General features: G+C 64.5%; 17 protein-coding genes and 1 pseudogene. 10 read left to right on the forward strand and 8 right to left on the reverse strand.

Annotation, left to right across the window (positions count from 1 at the left end; translation table 11 throughout):
* Window positions 1–15 precede the first annotated feature (15 nt).
* A complete protein-coding gene (locus V1292_RS02670) occupies window positions 16–870 on the forward strand; it encodes a TIGR01459 family HAD-type hydrolase (RefSeq protein WP_065743571.1) in 855 nt (284 codons plus the stop codon).
* A gap of 167 nt (window positions 871–1,037) precedes the next feature.
* On the opposite strand, the gene V1292_RS02675 is transcribed toward V1292_RS02670, so the two are convergent.
* Window positions 1,038–1,433: a response regulator gene (locus V1292_RS02675; protein ID WP_028350718.1), complete on the reverse strand. Its 396-nt coding sequence runs from the start codon at window positions 1,431–1,433 to the stop codon at window positions 1,038–1,040.
* A gap of 211 nt (window positions 1,434–1,644) precedes the next feature.
* On the opposite strand from V1292_RS02675, the gene V1292_RS02680 reads away from it, so the two are divergent.
* Entirely contained in the window at window positions 1,645–2,628 is a 984-nt protein-coding gene (locus tag V1292_RS02680; protein ID WP_334370196.1) for a bifunctional riboflavin kinase/FAD synthetase, read from the forward strand.
* Complete coding sequence (locus V1292_RS02685) at window positions 2,625–3,188, forward strand: sugar O-acetyltransferase (protein WP_334370197.1); 564 nt, start codon at window positions 2,625–2,627, stop codon at window positions 3,186–3,188. The genes V1292_RS02680 and V1292_RS02685 overlap by 4 nt, the downstream gene beginning before the upstream one ends.
* A gap of 27 nt (window positions 3,189–3,215) precedes the next feature.
* Here V1292_RS02685 and V1292_RS02690 read toward each other — a convergent pair whose 3' ends face one another.
* The gene (locus tag V1292_RS02690; RefSeq protein WP_334370198.1) at window positions 3,216–3,413 is read right to left on the reverse strand and encodes an MbcA/ParS/Xre antitoxin family protein; all 198 of its coding nucleotides are present in this window, start codon (window positions 3,411–3,413) and stop codon (window positions 3,216–3,218) included.
* Window positions 3,414–3,455: 42 nt separating this feature from the next.
* Window positions 3,456–3,701 (reverse strand): hypothetical protein, encoded by a 246-nt coding sequence (locus tag V1292_RS02695; protein ID WP_334370199.1) that lies wholly within the window; start codon window positions 3,699–3,701, stop codon window positions 3,456–3,458.
* Between V1292_RS02695 and ileS the strand changes: the two are divergent.
* The 6 genes and pseudogenes from ileS to arfB all read left to right on the forward strand — a co-directional run.
* Window positions 3,700–6,684: pseudogene (gene ileS, locus V1292_RS02700) on the forward strand (isoleucine--tRNA ligase); the annotation flags it as partial. The gene V1292_RS02695 and the pseudogene ileS overlap by 2 nt on opposite strands.
* A 540-nt stretch (window positions 6,685–7,224) precedes the next feature.
* Window positions 7,225–7,722, forward strand: a complete 498-nt coding sequence (lspA, locus tag V1292_RS02705) for a signal peptidase II (RefSeq protein WP_334370200.1) — start codon at window positions 7,225–7,227, stop codon at window positions 7,720–7,722.
* Window positions 7,723–7,814: 92 nt separating this feature from the next.
* Entirely contained in the window at window positions 7,815–8,528 is a 714-nt protein-coding gene (locus V1292_RS02710; RefSeq protein WP_334370201.1) for a hypothetical protein, read from the forward strand.
* A 157-nt stretch (window positions 8,529–8,685) separates the two neighbouring features.
* Window positions 8,686–10,077 (forward strand): M16 family metallopeptidase, encoded by a 1,392-nt coding sequence (locus tag V1292_RS02715; protein WP_442894504.1) that lies wholly within the window; start codon window positions 8,686–8,688, stop codon window positions 10,075–10,077.
* Window positions 9,999–11,441, forward strand: a complete 1,443-nt coding sequence (locus tag V1292_RS02720; protein WP_334370202.1) for a M16 family metallopeptidase — start codon at window positions 9,999–10,001, stop codon at window positions 11,439–11,441. Before V1292_RS02715 ends, V1292_RS02720 begins: the two co-directional genes overlap by 79 nt.
* Window positions 11,442–11,744: 303 nt before the next feature.
* The gene (gene arfB / locus V1292_RS02725; RefSeq protein WP_334370203.1) at window positions 11,745–12,161 is read left to right on the forward strand and encodes an alternative ribosome rescue aminoacyl-tRNA hydrolase ArfB; all 417 of its coding nucleotides are present in this window, start codon (window positions 11,745–11,747) and stop codon (window positions 12,159–12,161) included.
* 18 nt (window positions 12,162–12,179) lie between these two features.
* Here the strand turns inward: arfB and V1292_RS02730 are convergent, their stop codons facing one another.
* From V1292_RS02730 to V1292_RS02740, 3 genes are all read right to left on the reverse strand, one after another.
* Window positions 12,180–12,713, reverse strand: a complete 534-nt coding sequence (locus V1292_RS02730; protein ID WP_334370204.1) for an RNA polymerase sigma factor — start codon at window positions 12,711–12,713, stop codon at window positions 12,180–12,182.
* Window positions 12,710–12,916 (reverse strand): YgaP family membrane protein, encoded by a 207-nt coding sequence (locus tag V1292_RS02735; protein WP_334370205.1) that lies wholly within the window; start codon window positions 12,914–12,916, stop codon window positions 12,710–12,712. Before V1292_RS02735 ends, V1292_RS02730 begins: the two co-directional genes overlap by 4 nt.
* A gap of 176 nt (window positions 12,917–13,092) precedes the next feature.
* Window positions 13,093–13,380, reverse strand: coding sequence for a hypothetical protein (locus V1292_RS02740; protein ID WP_028350708.1), 288 nt, complete (start codon window positions 13,378–13,380; stop codon window positions 13,093–13,095).
* A gap of 303 nt (window positions 13,381–13,683) precedes the next feature.
* On the opposite strand from V1292_RS02740, the gene mutL reads away from it, so the two are divergent.
* Complete coding sequence (mutL, locus tag V1292_RS02745; RefSeq protein ID WP_334370206.1) at window positions 13,684–15,489, forward strand: DNA mismatch repair endonuclease MutL; 1,806 nt, start codon at window positions 13,684–13,686, stop codon at window positions 15,487–15,489.
* Window positions 15,490–15,577: 88 nt separating this feature from the next.
* Here the strand turns inward: mutL and rsmD are convergent, their stop codons facing one another.
* Together rsmD and V1292_RS02755 are read right to left on the reverse strand one after the other, a co-directional pair.
* The gene (rsmD, locus tag V1292_RS02750; protein ID WP_334370207.1) at window positions 15,578–16,138 is read right to left on the reverse strand and encodes a 16S rRNA (guanine(966)-N(2))-methyltransferase RsmD; all 561 of its coding nucleotides are present in this window, start codon (window positions 16,136–16,138) and stop codon (window positions 15,578–15,580) included.
* Window positions 16,139–16,320: 182 nt separating this feature from the next.
* Complete coding sequence (locus V1292_RS02755; RefSeq protein ID WP_334370208.1) at window positions 16,321–18,420, reverse strand: pseudouridine synthase; 2,100 nt, start codon at window positions 18,418–18,420, stop codon at window positions 16,321–16,323.
* Window positions 18,421–18,574 lie beyond the last annotated feature (154 nt).

The raw sequence follows: 18,574 nt of genomic DNA on the forward strand, positions 1-18,574 counted from the left end.
CAGGCTTCCGACATCATGACCTCATTGCGGTTCGTCGAGCGGCTGCGCGACCTCGTGGACGGCGTCGAGGTCATCCTGTCCGACATCTGGGGCGTGGTGCACAATGGGCTGGAGTCCTTCCCCGAAGCCTGCGAGGCGCTGCACACCTGCCGCCAGCGCGGAGCTACCGTCATCCTGATCACCAACGCGCCGCGGCCGGCCGATTCCGTGCAGCGCCAATTGCGCAAGCTCGGTGTCGCCGACGAAACCTACGACGCCATCGTCAGTTCCGGGGACCTGACCCGGAGTTTCGTCGCCGATCACCCCGGCAAGAAAATATTCTGGATCGGTCCGGAACGGGACTCCTCGATCCATCGCGGGCTGGACGCCGTGATGGCGCCGCTGGAGCAGGCTGACTACATCATCTGCACCGGCCTGTTCGACGACGAAACCGAATCGGCGGAAGACTATCGCGCGATGATGCTGCAGGCGCGCGAGCACAAGCTGCCGCTGATTTGCGCCAATCCCGACATCGTCGTCGAACGCGGCGACCGCTTGATCTATTGCGCGGGCGCGATCGCCGAGCTTTATCGCGAGCTCGGCGGCGAGGCGATCTTCTACGGCAAGCCGCACCGGCCGATTTATGAACGCGCCATGGCGCTCGCCGCCGAGCGCCGCGGCCATTCGGCACCGCTCGACCGCGTGCTAGCCATCGGGGATTCGGTGCGGACCGATCTCACCGGCGCGCACGGCTTCGGAATCGATTGTCTTTTCCTCACCCGCGGCATCCATTCCGAGGAGTTCGAGGGCATCGACCAGCTCGACCCGGCCTCGGTGAAAGAGCTGTTCGGTCACCCGCCCCGCGCCCTGATGCGGGAGCTGCGCTGGTAGGTGCATCGCTGCACCGGACTCAAAATTGCGAAAACGACCCCATGCAAAGTAGGAATGGGCCTTACATCATCCGAAAACGCAAGACCTGGTAGGGTTCATGAGAGCGCAGCATGCCCGGGATTGGGCCGGGCATCACGAGAATTGGAGCGAGCTGGAAACCAGGCGCCTTACGCCGTCGCCATGTCCGGGAAGACCGCCTCGATCTTGGTCTTCAGCGTCGCCGCGTTGAACGGCTTGACGATGTAATTGTTCACGCCGGCCTTCTTGGCGGCGATCACGTTCTCGGTCTTGGATTCCGCCGTGATCATGATGAAGGGGGTGGTGGCGAGATTAGGGTCGGCCCGGACTTCCTTGAGCAGGTCATAGCCGGTCATCGGCTCCATGTTCCAGTCCGAGATCACCAGTCCGTATTTCTTGCTGCGCATCTTGTTCAGCGCGGCCGAGCCGTCGCTGGCGTCGTCGATGTTGTCGAAGCCGAGCTGCTTCAAAAGATTTCGGATGATGCGGATCATGGTGCTGTAGTCATCAACCACCAGAACCGGCATGGACAAATCAACCGCCATCTTTTCCCCCACTCGACGCTTTACGCCACAAAAAATCGACAGGCCTGCGCGACCCGCAGTCCTCCCCACACCTGTAGCATCAGCCGTTAAACAGCCCGTTAACCGGGCGACACCGGAATGCATCCGTTTTGGCCCGACCCGCCCGGCTTGACTTCGACGCCGGCGCCGCGTCACCGTCCGGCCGCCTTCACCGAGACCAAGAATCCCTGAAATGACAACTGGTTTTACCGTTATCCGAGACACCACCCCTGCCGCCGACATCCCCCGCGGGGCGGTGGTCGCGATGGGCAATTTCGATGGCGTCCATCTGGGCCACCGGGCCGTGATCGACGCGGCTTTGCGGATGGGCCGCGCCCATGACAAGCCGGCCTTTGCCGTCACTTTCGAGCCGCATCCACGCAGCTTTTTCAGCCCGAACAGCCCCCAGTTCCGCCTCTCCGACGAGACCAACAAGCTCCGGCTGCTGGCCGGAACGGGGCTGAACGGCGCGGTCGTGATGACCTTCGACAAGACCCGCGCCGGAACCTCGGCGCAAGATTTCATTCACCATGATCTGATCGGGCGGCTCGGCGTCAGCGGCATTGCCGTCGGCTACGACTTTCATTTCGGCAAGGGCCGGGCCGGCTCGCCGAGCCTGTTGGTCAGCGAGGGGCCGCGGCTCGGCATCGAGGTCGACGTCCAGGCCCACGTCGATATCGAGGAGCGGCCGGTGTCCTCCAGCGCGATCCGCATGGCGCTGGCGGAGGGCCAGATCGACGAAGCCACCGCCATGCTGGGCGGGCCGTGGTTCGTCAGCGGCGCGGTGATCCATGGCGAGAAGCGCGGCCGCGATCTCGGATACCCCACCGCCAACATCCGCCTCGACAAGAATTGCAGCCTCAAGCACGGCATCTACGCCGTGCGGGTCGGCCGCGGGCAAGGAAAGGATCATGAGCGCTTCGACGCGGTCGCAAGCTTCGGCCGCCGCCCGACTTTTGACAACGGCGCACCGCTGCTGGAAGTGTTCCTGTTCGATTTCAAGGGCGATCTCTACGGCGCCGTGCTCGATGTCGCTTTCATCGGCTTCATCCGCGACGAACTTAAATTCGACTCGATCGACGCGTTGATCCGGCAGATGGACGACGACAGCGCGCGCGCTCGCGCGCGGCTGGCCGCAGCCCCCGATGCGTTTCCAAGGCTCGGAGTGATCGGTTGAGCAAGACCGAAAAAGAAAAGATGCTGGCCGGCGAACTCTATCGCCCCGGCGATCCCGAACTGCAGGCGGATGCCGCCGCCAACAAGGCCTGGCTCGCACGCTACAATGCGGCACTGGCTGCGCCTGTGTCCGAGCGGCATGCGCTGCTATCGGCCCATTTCGGCCATGTCGGGACTGGTGCGGTGATCCGTCCGCCGTTCTTTTGCGACTACGGCTACAATATCCGGCTCGGCGACGAGGTGTTTCTCAACTTCAATTGCGTCATCCTCGACGTGGTCGAAGTCACGATCGGCGACCGCACCCAGATCGGACCCGCGACACAAATCTACGCCGCCGATCACCCGCGCGACCCCGAGACGCGGCGAACCGGCCTCGAATTCGGCCGCCCGGTGCGAATCGGCAGCGACGTCTGGATCGGCGGCGGCGCCATCCTCCTGCCCGGTGTCACGATCGGCGATGGTGCCGTAATCGGCGCCGGCAGCGTGGTGACGCGCGACGTCAGTGCGGGGCAAACGGTCGCCGGAAACCCTGCCCGGCCGCGGTTGACATCGACAGCTTGACGGCCTTCCTCGGACCACGACGCGAGATCAGGCAAAGATTCCATGATCGATCTGTTCGAGCAGTTCGCGAACAACAGCAGTGCCGAAGTCATCACTGAGGAGGTCGCCGGGCTTTTGGCCTGACAACGAGCCGTTGGGTCGCTGGAGCCAAGCCTCGGCTTTCTCCTCATCGCCAAAGATCCGATTGGCGAGCGACCGTATCTCAAGAATTCTGACCAAATTCACCGCATCACCCGAAGCGCTGGACGCTTCATTTCTCTCCGATTATCAATAAATTAGCATCTGAGGAAACATCCGCAACACAACTAACAAACCCAACAAGCTGCCGGCAGGCAGACCTTTGCGATTTTCCCAGCCCCCTGCTATGGAAAGCCCCATGTTTGCGCGGCGCACCATCAGCATTAGCGGCCCGGCTTCCGCCTGAGCTTTGGCTCGGCGCAAGACCGGGATTTCCCTGTTCACCCCGCGATATCCGCTTTTCAGCGCCGTCTTCGAGCCAACCAGAGCATTCATGTCCCAACAGCCGCAAAAGTCCGACGTATCAGATTATTCGAAAACCCTGTTCCTGCCGCAGACGGAATTCCCGATGCGCGCCGGCCTGCCGCAGCGCGAGCCGGAGATCCTCAAATACTGGAACGAGATCGACCTCTACGGGAAGCTGCGCGAGAGCGCGCAGGGCCGCGCCAAATTCGTGCTGCATGACGGGCCGCCCTACGCCAACGGCAACATCCATATCGGCCACGCGCTGAACAAGATCCTCAAGGACGTCGTGACCAAGAGCCAGCAGATGCTCGGCTTCGATTCCAACTACGTGCCGGGCTGGGATTGTCACGGCCTGCCGATCGAATGGAAGATCGAGGAAGAGAACTACCGCTCCAAGGGCAAGCCGAAGCCGGACTTCCGCGACTCCACCGCGATGGTGGCGTTCCGCAAGGAGTGCCGCGCCTATGCTACGCACTGGCTCAACGTACAACGCGAGGAGTTCAAGCGGCTCGGCATCATCGGCGATTGGGACCACCCCTACGCCACCATGAGCTATCCGGCCGAAGCCCAGATCGCGCGCGAATTGATGAAGTTCGCCGCCAACGGCACGCTCTATCGCGGCTCCAAGCCCGTGATGTGGAGCGTGGTCGAGAAGACCGCTCTCGCCGAAGCCGAGGTCGAGTACGAGGACTACACCTCCGACATGGTGTGGGTGAAATTTCCGGTCACCTCGCCGGCGCATGGCGCGCTGGCTGAGGCTTCGGTCGTGATCTGGACCACGACGCCGTGGACGCTGCCCGGCAACCGCGCCATCTCGTTCTCGCCGAAGATCGCCTACGGCCTCTACAAGGTCACCGATGCGCCTGCCGACAATTGGGCGAAGACCGGCGATCTCCTGATCCTCGCCGATGCGCTCGCAGCAGAAGTATTCAAGCAGGCGCGCGTCACCGCCTATGAAAAGGTGCGCGACCTGCCCGGCGATACGCTCGACGCGGTGGAATGCGCCCATCCGCTGAAGGGCTTCAGCGGCGGTTATGAGTTCACCGTGCCGCTGATGCCCGGCGACCATGTCACCGACGACACCGGTACCGGCTTCGTCCATACCGCACCGGGCCATGGCCGCGAAGACTTCGACGTCTGGACGGCAAATGCGCGTGAGCTCGATCAACGCGGCATCAACACCGCGATCCCCTACACCGTCGACGAGAACGGTGCTTTCACCGATCATGCTCCTGGCTTCACCGGCAGGCGCGTCATCAACGACAAGGGCGAGAAGGGCGACGCCAACGAGGCCGTCATCAAGGCGCTGGTCGAGGCCGGCAAGCTCCTGGCGCGCGGGCGGCTGAAGCATCAATACCCGCATTCCTGGCGCTCGAAGAAGCCGGTGATCTTCCGCAACACGCCGCAATGGTTCATCGCGATGGACAAGGACATTGCGATGGACGGCAAGATGAAGCCTGGCGATACGCTGCGCGCCCGCGCGCTGCATGCGATTTCGGTGACGCAATGGGTGCCGCCCGCCGGCCAGAACCGCATCAACGGCATGATCGCTGGCCGCCCCGACTGGGTGATCTCGCGCCAGCGTGCCTGGGGCGTGCCGATCGCCGTGTTCGTGCGCGAGAAGGGCGACGGCTCGGCCGAAATCCTGCAGGACGACATCGTCAACCAGCGCATCGTCGAAGCCTTCATGGAGGAAGGCGCCGACGCCTGGTACATGGACGGCGCCCGTGAACGTTTCCTGGGCGAACGCGCCGGCGAAGACTGGAACAAGATCGACGACATCCTGGACGTCTGGTTCGATTCCGGCTCGACGCATGCCTTCGTGCTGGAGGACCGCCAGAATTTTCCAAGCCTCGGCAACATCGTCCGCAAGGTCGATGGCGGCGAGGATACTGTGATGTATCTCGAAGGCAGCGACCAGCATCGCGGCTGGTTTCATTCCTCGCTGCTGGAAAGCTCGGGCACCCGCGGCCGCGCACCCTACGACGTGGTGCTCACCCACGGCTTCACGCTGGACGAGAACGGCCGCAAGATGTCGAAATCGCTCGGCAACACCGTCGAGCCGCAAAAGGTGATGAAGGATTCTGGCGCGGATATCCTGCGGCTGTGGGTCTGCGCCACCGACTATGCCGACGACCAGCGCATCGGGCCGGAGATCCTGAAGAACACCATCGAGACCTACCGCAAGCTGCGCAACTCGATCCGCTGGATGCTCGGCACGCTGCATCATTTCGATCCGGCCGACACGGTCGCCCACAGCGACATGCCCGAGCTGGAACGCTTGATGCTGCACGAACTGGCGAAACGCGCGACAACCGTGCGCCTGGCCTATGCCGAGTTCGACTACAAGACGGTGGTCGCGACGCTCGCGGCGTTCATGAACAGCGAATTGTCGGCGTTCTACTTCGACATCCGCAAGGACACCCTCTATTGCGATCCGCCGTCCTCGGTCGCGCGCAAGGCGGCGCTGACCGCGATCGACATCATCTGCGATGCGATCCTGCGCTGGCTGTCGCCGGTGCTCAGCTTCACGACCGAAGAGGCGTGGCGGATGTACAAGCCGGACGCGGAAGCTTCGGTGCACCTGACGCTGTTCCCGGAAGGTTTTGACCAATTCCGCGACGAGAAGCTCGCCGCGAAGTGGGAGACCATTCGCGACGTCCGCCGTGTCGTCACCGGCGCGCTCGAAGTCGAACGCGCGGCCAAGAACATCGGCTCATCGCTCGAAGCCTCGCCGCTGGTCTATGTGTCGGACAAGAACATCTTCAACACGCTGCTCGACATCGATCTGGCCGAGGTCTGCATCACCTCGAACGCCATGGTGACCAATGACGATGCGCCGGCCAGCGCGTTCAGCCTCGCCGACGTGCCCGGCGTCGCTGTCGTGGTCGAAAGGGCTGTGGGCACCAAATGCGCGCGGTCGTGGAAGATCCTGCCCACGGTCGGCGAAGACGCCGAGTATCCCGACGTCTCGCCGCGCGACGCGCAGGCCTTGCGGGAATGGAAGGCGCTTGCCGAAGGCCATAAGCCGGTCGATGCAGCCGTAGCGGCTGCCAAGCCTGTCGCGTTGGTCGAGAAGCAACACGTGGAGCAAGAGCAGCAATCAAAGGAAACGCCCGGGCAAGCCAGTTCGGGAGATGTGCCGGCTGCCAGGCCAGACAAGAAGGTCAGGGCCAAGAAGACTTTGGAAAGCGCGCAGGCTGAGGGAGCCGAAAGACCCGTCAAGGCCAAGAAAGTCGCAGCGACCAAGAAGGCCGTCGAAGCCGAGAAAGCCATTGAAGCCGAAGCCGAGAAGCCCAAAGCCAAAAAGGCCAAGGCTAAGGCTAAGGCTAAGAAGGCCAAGAAAGCCATCGCCAAGAAAGCCAAGGCCAAGAAGGCTGCCAAATCCAAAAAAGCTGCTTCGGTAACGAAGAGGGCAAAAAAGGGAGCTAAGAAGAAAGCGGTAAAGAAGACCGGCAAGAAAAAGACTGCCAAGAAGACCGGAAGAAAGTCTGCGACCGCGTCGAAGAAGAAAAAGAAGAAGGCGAGATAAGTGTCCGGCAAGGAACGCTTCGTGACCCCTCACCTTCGCGCCGGCGCGGTTGCCGCGGTCGCGACGCTGGTGATCGACCAGGCCTCGAAGCTTTGGCTGCTCTACGTGTTCGACCTCGCCAATCGCGGCGCGGTCAGGGTCACGCCGTTCTTCGACCTGGTGCTGGCCTGGAATCTCGGAATCAGCTTTGGCTGGTTCCAGAGCGATAACCAGTTCGCCCAGCTCGCGCTGATGGCGATCAAGGCGATTGCGGTGATCGTGCTGGGGATCTGGATGGCGCGCTCCAGCACGCGTCTCGCGACGCTGGCGCTCGCCCTGATCATCGGCGGCGCGGTCGGCAACGGCATCGACCGATTCGTGCACGGCGCGGTGGTCGATTTCGCCCTGTTCCACATCGAGATCGGGGGAAAAACCTTCAATTGGTACGTGTTTAACCTTGCAGATGTGGCCATTGTTGCCGGGGTAGCGGGCCTATTGTATGACTCGTTCCTGGGGGTACCCGCCGCAAAAGCGCCCTGATCCCGGCCGATACGAACCCCTGCGGCATGGAGCCATTAAGCCCCTCAAGCCGGCCCCCGCGTGTTGCAGAAATTGTGAATGGGAACAGCGCGATGCGCGAGACCGAAGCCCGCTTCTGGATGATGCAGACCAGCTCGCTGACCCGGGCGCTGCGGTTCGCCGCCATCGCCCTCGGCATAGGTCTCGTGATGGCCGCTGGCCCCGTGCGCGCGGCCGACGACGAGGACGAAGACGACAAGACCTTCGAGGAAAAGATCATCGAAGGCATCATGCGCGGCCTCGGCGGCACCAACATGGAAAATCGCGGCATCGAATACCGCGAGCGCTCCCCGCTGGTCGTTCCACCCAAGCTCGATTTGCCGCCGCCGGCCGCGACAGCGGCCGACGCGAAGGCGCCGAACTGGCCAAAGGACCCCGACGAGCAGCGCCGCAAGGCGGCGATTGCGGCACGCAAGAAAGAGAACAAGGATCCGCGTGAAGCGGCCCGCATCCTGACGCCGGCCGAACTTGCGGTGGGCAAGACCGCGGCGCCGGCGCGCAAGGACAATGATCCGGTGCAGCCCGGCGCCTCGAACAACAATCCGATCCTGAGCCCGTCGCAGCTCGGCTATAGCGGCGGCTTCAGCGGCCTGTTCGGCGGCAACAAAACCGAGACGGCTCCCTTCAAAGGTGAGCCGACGCGTGAATCGCTGACGCAGCCTCCGCCCGGCTACCAGACGCCGTCGTCCAATTTTGCCTACGGCACCGGGCCGAAGGAATCGCTGAACAAGGAATACAATCCGTCCAAGGGCAAGTATGGCGAATAGTTAAGCTGATCTCTCGCCATCGTGACGATTGCCGGAACCGGGCGCGGTGTACGATGCCGCGGTTTGAGCCCGATTTTATCGGGTTACTTCTAACATTTGCGCGAATTCGTTTCGCAGGGCCGGTAACCAGCTTTGTGGAACAAGCGCCAGATAGGTCATGATGTCCTCACACCGTCTTGCCGTTTCTCTCGCTATAGCCCTCATCTCGACGTTTGCTTTCTCCGCCGGCAGTGCACTCGCCCAGACCACGGTCACGTCGGAACGTCCGGCCAGCTTCACCCTCGACAACGGCCTGCAAGTCGTCGTGATCCCGGATCACCGCACGCCCGTCGTCACGCAGATGATCTGGTACAAGGTCGGCTCCGCCGACGAGACGCCGGGCAAATCCGGACTGGCGCACTTCCTCGAACATCTGATGTTCAAGGGCACCGCGAAACATCCCGCCGGTGAATTTTCGCAGACCGTGCTGCGGATCGGCGGCAATGAGAACGCCTTCACGTCGCTCGACTACACCGGCTATTTCCAGCGCGTGCCGCGCGAGCAGCTGGCGAAAATGATGGAATTCGAGGCCGACCGCATGACCGGCCTCATCCTCAAGGATGAGAACGTACTTCCCGAGCGCGATGTCGTGCTCGAAGAATTCAACATGCGGGTCGCCAACAATCCGGACGCCCGGCTCACCGAGCAGATCATGGCGGCGCTGTATCTCAACCATCCCTATGGCCGTCCGGTGATCGGCTGGCGCCAGGAAATCGAGAAGCTCGACCGCGAGGATGCGCTGGCGTTCTACAAGCGCTTCTACGCGCCGAACAACGCGATCCTGGTGATCGCGGGCGACGTCGATGCCAAGGAAGTCCAAGCGATGGTCGAGAAGGCCTATGGCGGCATCCCGGCGCAGCCGGCCATTGCCGCGCAACGAATCCGCCCGCAGGAGCCGGTGCCGGCGGCACCGCGCACGGTGACGCTGTCCGATCCGCGCGTCGAACAGACCAGCCTGCGGCGCTATTATCTCGTCCCCTCTTCCACAACCGCTGCGGCCGGCGAAGGCCCGGCGCTCGACGTGCTCGCGCAACTGATGGGCGGCGGCTCCAACTCCTATCTCTATCGCGCACTGGTAATCGACCGTCAGCTCGCGATCAGCGCCGGCGCCGGTTACCAGGGCACCGCGCTGGATCCCTCGCAGTTCTCGATCTCGGTTTCGCCGAAGCCCGGCGTGGAATTTTCGCAGATCGAGCAGGTGATCGACGGCGTGATCGCGGAGGTCATCCAGAACCCGGCGCGCGCCGAGGATCTCGAGCGGGTCAAGACCCAGTTGATTGCGGAAGCGATCTACGCCCAGGACAACCAGGCCACGCTGGCGCGCTGGTATGGCGGCGCGCTGACCACGGGGCTTTCCATCGACGATATCAGGAGCTGGCCGGACCGGATTCGCGCCGTCACCGCCGAGCAGGTCCGTGACGCCGCGCAGAAATGGCTCGACAAGAAACGCTCGGTGACCGGCTATCTGATCAAGGATACCGCACAAAAACGCGAGGAGAAGCGCTCGTGATCCGTTTTTCGATTCCCGCGCAGCGCCTCGCATCCGCCCTGATCGCCGGCGCCGTACTGCTGTTGCTGGCGGCGAGCCCGTCGCACGCCGCAGCAAAGATCCAGCGGCTGGTCTCGCCTGGCGGCATCGAGGCCTGGTTCGTGCAGGACGCTACCGTCCCTCTCATTGCGATGGAATACGCCTTCGCCGGCGGCGCCGCCCAGGATCCGGCCGGCAAGTCCGGCGTCGGCAACATGGTCGCCAGCCTGCTCGATGAAGGCTCGGGCGATCTCGATTCCAAAACCTTCCACGAGCGCCTCGAGCGCCGCGCCATCGAGCTGAGCTTCTCGTCGACCCGGGACTATTTCCGCGGCTCGCTTCGAATGCTCAAGGACAACAAGGACGAGGCTTTCGGCCTGCTCCATCTGGCGCTGACCTCACCGCATTTCGACGCCGCCGACGTCGAGCGCATTCGCGCGCAGGTGCTCTCCGGGCTGCGCCGCGACACCACTAACCCGACTTCCTTGGCGAGCCGTAAATTCCTGGAAGTCGCCTTTGGCGATCATCCCTACGGCCGACAGGCCAACGGCACGCTCGACAGCGTGCCGAAGATCGATGTCGCCGACATGAAGGATTACGTCCGCCGCGTGATTGCGAAGGATAATTTGCGGATCGCCGTGGTCGGCGACGTCGATGCCGACACGCTCGGCAAGCTCCTGGACAAGACGTTCGGCGGCCTGCCGGCCAAGGCCAGCCTCACGCCGATTGCCGAGGTCGAGGCGACAAAGCCGCCGCAGCGCGCCTTCGTGCCGCTCGACGTGCCGCAGACCGTGGTGACGTTCGGCGGCCCCGGCATTCGCCGCCACGATCCGAATTTCATGGCCGCCTACGTCGTGAACCATATCCTCGGCGGCGGCAGCTTGTCGTCGCGGCTCTACAGGGAGGTGCGTGAAAAGCGCGGCCTCGCCTATTCAATTTATCAATCCCTGCTCTGGATGGATCGCTCCGCGCTGTTCATCGGCAATACCGGCACTCGTGCCGACCGCGCCGGCGAGACGGTGGACGCGATCGAGAAGGAAATCCGCCGCATCGCCGAGGAAGGCCCGACCCAGAAGGAGCTGGACGAGGCCAAGTCGTACCTCAAGGGCTCGCAGATGCTGGCGCTCGACACCTCTTCGAAGCTGGCACAGGCACTGCTGCAATACCAGCTCGACAAGCTGCCGATCGATTATATCGAGAAGCGCAATGCCCTCGTCGACGCGGTCACGCTGGACGACGCCAAAAAGGCGGCGCAGAAGCTGTGGGGCCAAGGCCTGCTCACCGTGATCGTCGGCCGCGCCCCGCAAGCCGCCGTGCAGCCCGCTGCGGCGCCGAAGGCGAACTGAGCCCAAACAACCACCGGACTCGCGGCCACCCCTCTCCCCAGCCCTCCCCCGCAAGGGGGGAGGGAGCGAACCGCCCGTGTGGTTGATGGTAGCCGCCGTCATTGAGAGCGACGGTGGCGCCGCATACTCGCTGTGTTCCCTCTCCCCTTGCGGGAGAGGGTTAGGGAGAGGGGTGGCCACGACGGCAGTGCTTGTGGGCGGTTTACCCTCCCCGTCCCTCCCTACGGAAAAAGCGCGGCAGAGCAACCTCAACACAAACCCGCTATTGTGCCCTCGCCGATTCTTCTTTCCCCGGTGAACGCCATGCTGCGGGTTTCCCGCGACCTCACGATTGACGAAAACGACATCGAGATCGGCTTCGTCCGCGCCTCCGGCCCGGGCGGGCAGAATGTCAACAAGCTCGCGACCGCAGCGCAGCTCCGCTTCGACACGCGCAAGATCGCGCTGCCGGAGGATGCGGCCGCACGGCTGGTGCGGCTCGCCGGCCAGCGCATGACCAAGGAGGGCGTGATCGTGATCCACGCCCAGCGCTTCCGTACCCAGGAGCGCAACCGGGCCGACGCCATCGACCGCCTGCTCGAATTGGTGCGTGAGGCCCTGATCCGCCCGACGCCGCGCCGGCCGACCAAGCCGACCTTCGGATCGAAGCAGCGGCGGCTGGAAGGCAAGAAGCGGCGCAGCGACGTCAAGGCGAAACGCACGGCGCGCTTTGACGATTGAGCCGCCAATCACGACGTCTCAATCGCGAACTAGATATTCCCGGATCATGATCCGCGCGCGGTGAATGCGCGCCTTGACGCTTTCGCGTGTCAGCCCAAGAACACCAGCGATCTCGTCGATCGACAACTCCTCGATATCGCGCAGCAGGATCACCTCGCGATAGTGGTCGGGCAGCGACTGGATGGCGCGGGAAAGATCGATGCGAATGTCTTCCGGCGCAAGATGCGCCAGGTGCGCCTCCGCATCGTCGGCCGGCGCCGCCGGTGCTCCCGTCGCCCGACGCAGCAAGCGAAGACAGGCGCGGCGCGCCACTGCAAACAACCACGCCGAAAACGACGTCACCGCGCGCAACGTGCCGACCCGCCGGTACAAGAGCAACAGCGTTTCCTGAACCGCGTCGTCGATATCGGCCGCGCGGCAATTGCGTGCAGCATAGCGGCGGATATCCGGCTGAGCAGCCGCGATCAGCGACACCAGCGCCTCGGTGTCGCCGCCGCGGGCGGCCTCGATCAGCGAAGGGCTCCAGCGCCCCGCTCGGACCAACGCACTCATGACGAGGGAAGCCTGCGGCCGACCATGGCACACATCGGACAAAAGCCGAAAAATCCGGTCGCGATTGCGACCGCGCCGGTGGCCGCGATCAGGTAGCCGGCCGTCGTGCCGGATATGCCGAAAAGCCCATAGGCGATCATCACAACGCCCCCGATCGTCCGCATCGCCCGCTCCCAGCCCGGCAAATTCTTGCGATAGAACATAACAGCTCCCTTCGATTGCGCGAAAGAACGTCAGCGCGTTCTCGTCAGATAGAGCCGCCGGGCCGAGCTTTCGGTTCGCGGATCGCCAGTCGAGGCATAAAAAAACTCCGGCCGCCGCACGGCCGGAGTTCTGTTGGAGAGCAACCCGTCTGAGGAGGCGGGTTTCCCCCAGGCACTTAGCGGCTGCTTGCTGGAGGGGTCGCCGCTCCGCCCGTGGCCTTGGGCGGCGCTGCACTACCGCCCGCTCCGACGGTGCCTTTCGCGCCCGGCTTGGTGCCTGCCCTCTGGCCCGCGGCGCCCGCCGGCGCGTCTTCGTCCATGCTGCCCGACGCGCCGCCCTGCATCTGGGTGCCCTTTGCTCCGCCGCGGATCTGGGTGTCGGATGAGGCGCCTTGCGCCAGTACCGGACCGGCAAGCAGAGCCGAGATTGCAACCGCGATCGCCGAGGTTTTCACTAGCTTCATCCATTTCTCCAAGGTTTTGTCGACGACGAACAGTTCGGCTTCTTCAGGCACCGTTCACAACCCGAACATGTTCATCGCCGGATCAGTCGTTATCCGCGAACGGTGCGTTCGCCATGCAAGCCGCGCGATGTGGTGATCGTGCAGGGATTTCGAGGTCATTTTGCGAATCCTTGGCCACATGCAGACCGCATATTCGGCGCCTCCGCAGCGTCCGGAAAGTTCCGTAAAAATATTTTGAACACATGCATTTGACTCGGTAGCCGCGTAAAATCGTCATCCAGCCTCGAATCGATCCGAGAACGCATGCCCGTCCGCCAGCTCCCCGAACAGGTCGTCAATCGCATCGCCGCCGGCGAAGTGGTCGAACGTCCCGCAAGCGTGGTCAAGGAACTGGTCGAAAACGCGATCGACGCCGGCGCCAGCCGCGTCGACATTTTCACCGATGGCGGCGGCAGGCGGCGGATCGGCATCACCGATGACGGCAGCGGAATGACCCATGGCGATCTCGCGCTCGCCGTCGACCGTCATGCCACCTCCAAGCTCGACGACGAGGATCTGTTACGCATTCGCACGCTGGGCTTTCGCGGCGAGGCCCTGCCCTCGATCGGCGCCGTGGCGAAGCTCGGTATCACCACGCGCCACGCCAGCGAGCCTCATGCCTGGTCGCTATCGGTCGAAGGCGGTCTGAAATCGCAGATCATGCCGGCCGCGCTGTCGCAGGGCACCCGCGTCGAAGTCAGCGATCTCTTTTATGCAACGCCCGCCCGGCTGAAATTCCTCAAGACCGACCGCACCGAGGCCGAGGCGATCCGCGAAGTGGTGCGGCGCCTCGCGATGGCGCGGCCTGACATCGCTTTCACCTTGGCCGGCGAGGAACGCGCGCCGGTGACCTGGGCCGCGGCGCTGCCGGGTGCTGCGGGCCGGCTGACGCGGCTCGGCGACATCTTAGGTCACGATTTCCGCTCTTGCGCCATCGAAGTGCGCTCCGAGCGCGAAGGCGTCGTGGTCGAGGGCTTTGCCGCCGCCCCCTCGCTGACCCGCGCCAATGCGCTCGGGCAATATCTGTTCGTCAACGGCCGCCCGGTCCGCGACAAGCTCATCCTCGGCGCGGTGCGCGCGGCCTATTCCGACTATCTGCCGCGTGACCGTCATCCTGTCGTCGCGCTGTTCGTGACGCTGGCGCCGCAGGAGGTTGACGCCAACGTGCATCCGGCCAAGACCGAGGTGCGGTTTCGCAACGCCGGCCTCGTTCGCGCGCTGATCGTGCATGCGCTCAAGGACGGCCTCGCCCGCGAGGGCCGGCGCACCGCCGCCAATACCGACGGTGCCGCGCTGTCGGCGTTTCGTCCGTCCTTTGCGCCGCGCCCGACCAACTGGGACTGGCGGAGTTCGCCGGCCTATCCGGTCCGGCCTTCGTTCGAAGGCGTGGCGGCAACGGCGCTCGCCGAAGCCGGGCAAGCCGCATTCGATGTCGGCGCGCCAACCGCCGACGTGCGCTTCGAGGCGCAGCCCTCCGCCGACCTGCTCGACCGTCCGCTCGGCGCGGCGCGGACGCAAATCCACGAGACCTATATCGTCTCACAGACCCGCGACGGCCTCATCGTCGTGGATCAGCACGCCGCCCATGAGCGCATCGTCTACGAAAAGCTGAAGGCGTCGCTGGCGAAGAACGGCGTGCAGCGGCAGATTCTTCTGATCCCCGAGATCGTCGAACTCGATGAGGCTACCGTCGAGAAGCTGCTGGCGCGCGCCGAGGAACTCGCCTCCTTCGGACTTGCGATCGAATCTTTCGGCCCCGGCGCGGTGGCGGTGCGCGAGACACCATCGTTGCTCGGCAAGGCGAATGCCGCAGGCTTGCTGCGCGATCTCGCCGAGCACATGGCCGAATGGGACGAGGCACTGCCGCTGGAGCGCCGCCTGATGCATGTCGCGGCCACCATGGCCTGCCACGGCTCGGTCCGCGCCGGGAGACGCCTCAAGCCGGAAGAGATGAACGCGCTTCTGCGCGAGATGGAAGACACGCCGAATTCCGGCCAGTGTAACCACGGCCGCCCGACCTATGTGGAATTGAAGCTGAGCGACATCGAGAAGCTGTTCGGGCGGCGGTGAGGAAGTAGGGTGGGCAAAGCGAAGCGTGCCCACCATCACGAACGGAGAGTGCGATGGTGGGCACGGCGCAAGCGCGCCTTTGCCCACCCTACGAGTTCGAGTTCTTTAGAAACACGAACTCCGTGTCGTCATACGTGCGCCGCTCCAGCTCCTCGAATCCATTGGGCGCCGCGAACGCCGCAGCCTTCGCCTCCTCCACTACCACGAGCGCACCGGGCGTCAGCCAGCCGCCATCGCGCAGCGAGACCAGCGCCTTCTCCGCGAGACTCTTGCCATAGGGCGGATCGAGGAACACCAGCGAGAACGGCTCGACCGGATGCGCCGGGCCGAGATTGGTGGCGTCGCGGCGATAGACTTTTGTCACGCCGCCGAGCCCCAGCGCCTCGACATTGTTGCGCAACAACGCGCGCGCTTCGGCGCCGTTGTCGACGAACAGCGTGAAGCTGGCTCCGCGCGACACCGCCTCGATGCCGAGCGCACCGGTGCCGGCGAACAGGTCGAGCACGCGTGCGCCTTCGATCGGGTTGTCGTAAGCGTGCATCAGGATGTTGAACACGGACTCGCGCAAGCGATCCGCCGTCGGGCGAATGTCCCGCGAGGAGGGCGAGGCGATATTACGGCCCTTCAATCGTCCGCCGACGACACGCATCAACGTGCGGCCCGGCTGTGCTCCCTTCCCCCTTGCGGGGAAGGGTTGGGGAAGGGGGTGCCACACGGGCAGACTTCCCGTGGGATACCCCTCTCCCTAGCCCTCCCCCGCAAGGGGGGAGGGAACGCAGTATGCGCCGGGTCAGAGACCACAGAAGGAAGCGCGACACTCATCTGGCGTCCCTACTCGTCCCGCGGCTTCAGATCGCGCTTGCCGTGATAGCCCCGCTTCGGGCGGCGCGGCGGGCCGTAGCCATTGGCCTCGTCCTCGTTGCGCGCGCGGGCTTCCTCGCTGCCGGTGCGCTGCACCAGCACGCGGCGGCCCTTGCGGTCGGCAATCAGCGCGCTCTTGCCCGCCGGCTTGAACGGCTTCTTGCCGCGCGGGGCTTCGTCTTCTTCATCAGATTTCTCGCCCGGCATCGGCCGATTGAAGTCCGCGCCCGCGAGTGCGGCGATCTTCTCGCCGAGCTGCTCGCGCAGCACGCGGGTCTTGACCTCCTCGACCTGGCCCTCGGCCAGCTCGCCGAGCTGGAACGGTCCGTAGGAGACGCGGATCAGCCGGTTCACCTCGAGGCCGAGATGGGCCATGACGTTGCGGACCTCGCGGTTCTTGCCTTCGCGGATCGCGAACACCAGCCAGACGTTGGCGCCCTGGTCGCGCTCCAGCGTCGCGTCGATCGAGCCGTATTTGACGCCGTCGACCTCGACGCCCTTTTTCAGTTCATCGAGCTGCGCTTGCGTGACCTCGCCGTGGGCGCGCACGCGATAGCGCCTGAGCCAGCCGGTGTCGGGCAGCTCGAGCGCGCGTGCCAGGCCGCCGTCATTGGTCAGCAGCAGCAGCCCCTCGGTGTTGAAATCGAGCCGGCCGACCGAGATCAGCCGCGGCAGGCCTTCGGGCAGATTGTCGAACACGGTCGGCCGCCCTTCGGGATCGGCATGCGTGGTCATCAGCCCACGCGGCTTGTGATACATGAACAGTCGCGTGCGCTCGCGCGGCGGCAACACCTTGCCGTCGACGGCGATCACGTCATTGGCGGTGACGTCGAGCGCCGGCGAATTGATGACGCGGCCGTTGACGGTGACGCGGCCCTGCGTGATCCATTCCTCGGCATCGCGGCGCGAGGCAAGGCCCGCGCGGGCGACCACCTTGGCGATGCGCTCTCCGGCCTTCTTCGGCTTCGGCTCCGCTCGCGGCGCGCGCTTGTCGAAATCGGTCGGGCGCTCGCGATACGCGCCACGGCCCCCGAACGCCGGGCGTTTGGCAAAGATCCTGCTGTCGTCTTCATTGTCGCGGCGCGGACGGTCGTCGCGCGATTCGCTGCGCGGATGCTCCTGCCAGTCAGTGCGGCCTTCCCCCGGGTCGCCCTTGCGATCCCGGTGCTGGCGGGGACGGTCAAACTTCGGGCGATCCTCGCGCGAACGCGAAAACCGCGGACGCTCGTCGCCACCGCGATCATCGCGCGACCGATCAAAGCGCGGCTTGTCGAAGCTGCGCCCGCCTTCACGTGAAGGACGGGCGTCACGCCCTCCCCGGTCATCGCGCTTCTGCCAGGGCTTCTCGTCACCCCGCTCGGGGCGATCACCAAAATCCTTGCGTGGACCGCGCGAAAATCGCTTCTCGCCATCGCGCGGCGCACGATCACCATACGGCCGATCGCCGCGCGGACGGTCTCCGTCCTTCCGGAAACCTTCTCCGCGCGGCGTGTAAGGCCGCTTGTCGCCGAATTTCCTGTCGGAGGAACGCCCGGCCGGACGCGCTTCGTCACGCTCCCCAGGGTGGTCGCCCTTGCGACGCCCAGGGTCGCCTTTGCGATCCCGACGCGCGGGACGGTCGTCGCGATCATAGTTCGGCCGTTCGCCGCGCGGCTTGAACGAACGCTTGTCGCCATCGCGATCGTCCCGCGCGCGAAAATCCTTGCGCGGACCCCGCTCGGGGCGATCACCGCCGGAACGATCCTCCCGGTCAAATCTTGCCCGAGGCCGATCGCCAAAATCCCGGCGCGGCGGCCGATCATCGTCCCGGCGGAAGGAAGCACCTTCCCGCTTGCCGGCGTAAGGCTTCTTGCCGAACGATTTTGCCCCCTCGGATTTCGCGGCATAGGGACGCCGCTCACCGCCGCGCTCGTCGCCATCCCTGGCGCCAAAGCCGCGTTTGGCAAACTTCTTCTCAGGCCCCCTCGCCGCTCCCGAGCGGCCCTTGCCACCGCCGGCACGGCCCTTGCCGCCACCGGGACGGTCCCGCCGGCCGCGGGAATCGTTGTTTTTGTCGTTATCGCGGGGCATGAATGTTCTCTTGGGTCCGAATAAAATGGCCATCAGGCGGATCAGGATGGGCTGTCATAGCGATAACGCGCGCGCACTTCGCTCAAGGCGCATTCTCACGCAAAACCGGCATCCACGTTTGCTGAAGGCGGCCCTCATAGCAGGTTTATTCCAA

The organism is Bradyrhizobium sp. AZCC 1719, assembly GCF_036924525.1.
Classification (GTDB): Bacteria; Pseudomonadota; Alphaproteobacteria; order Rhizobiales; family Xanthobacteraceae; genus Bradyrhizobium.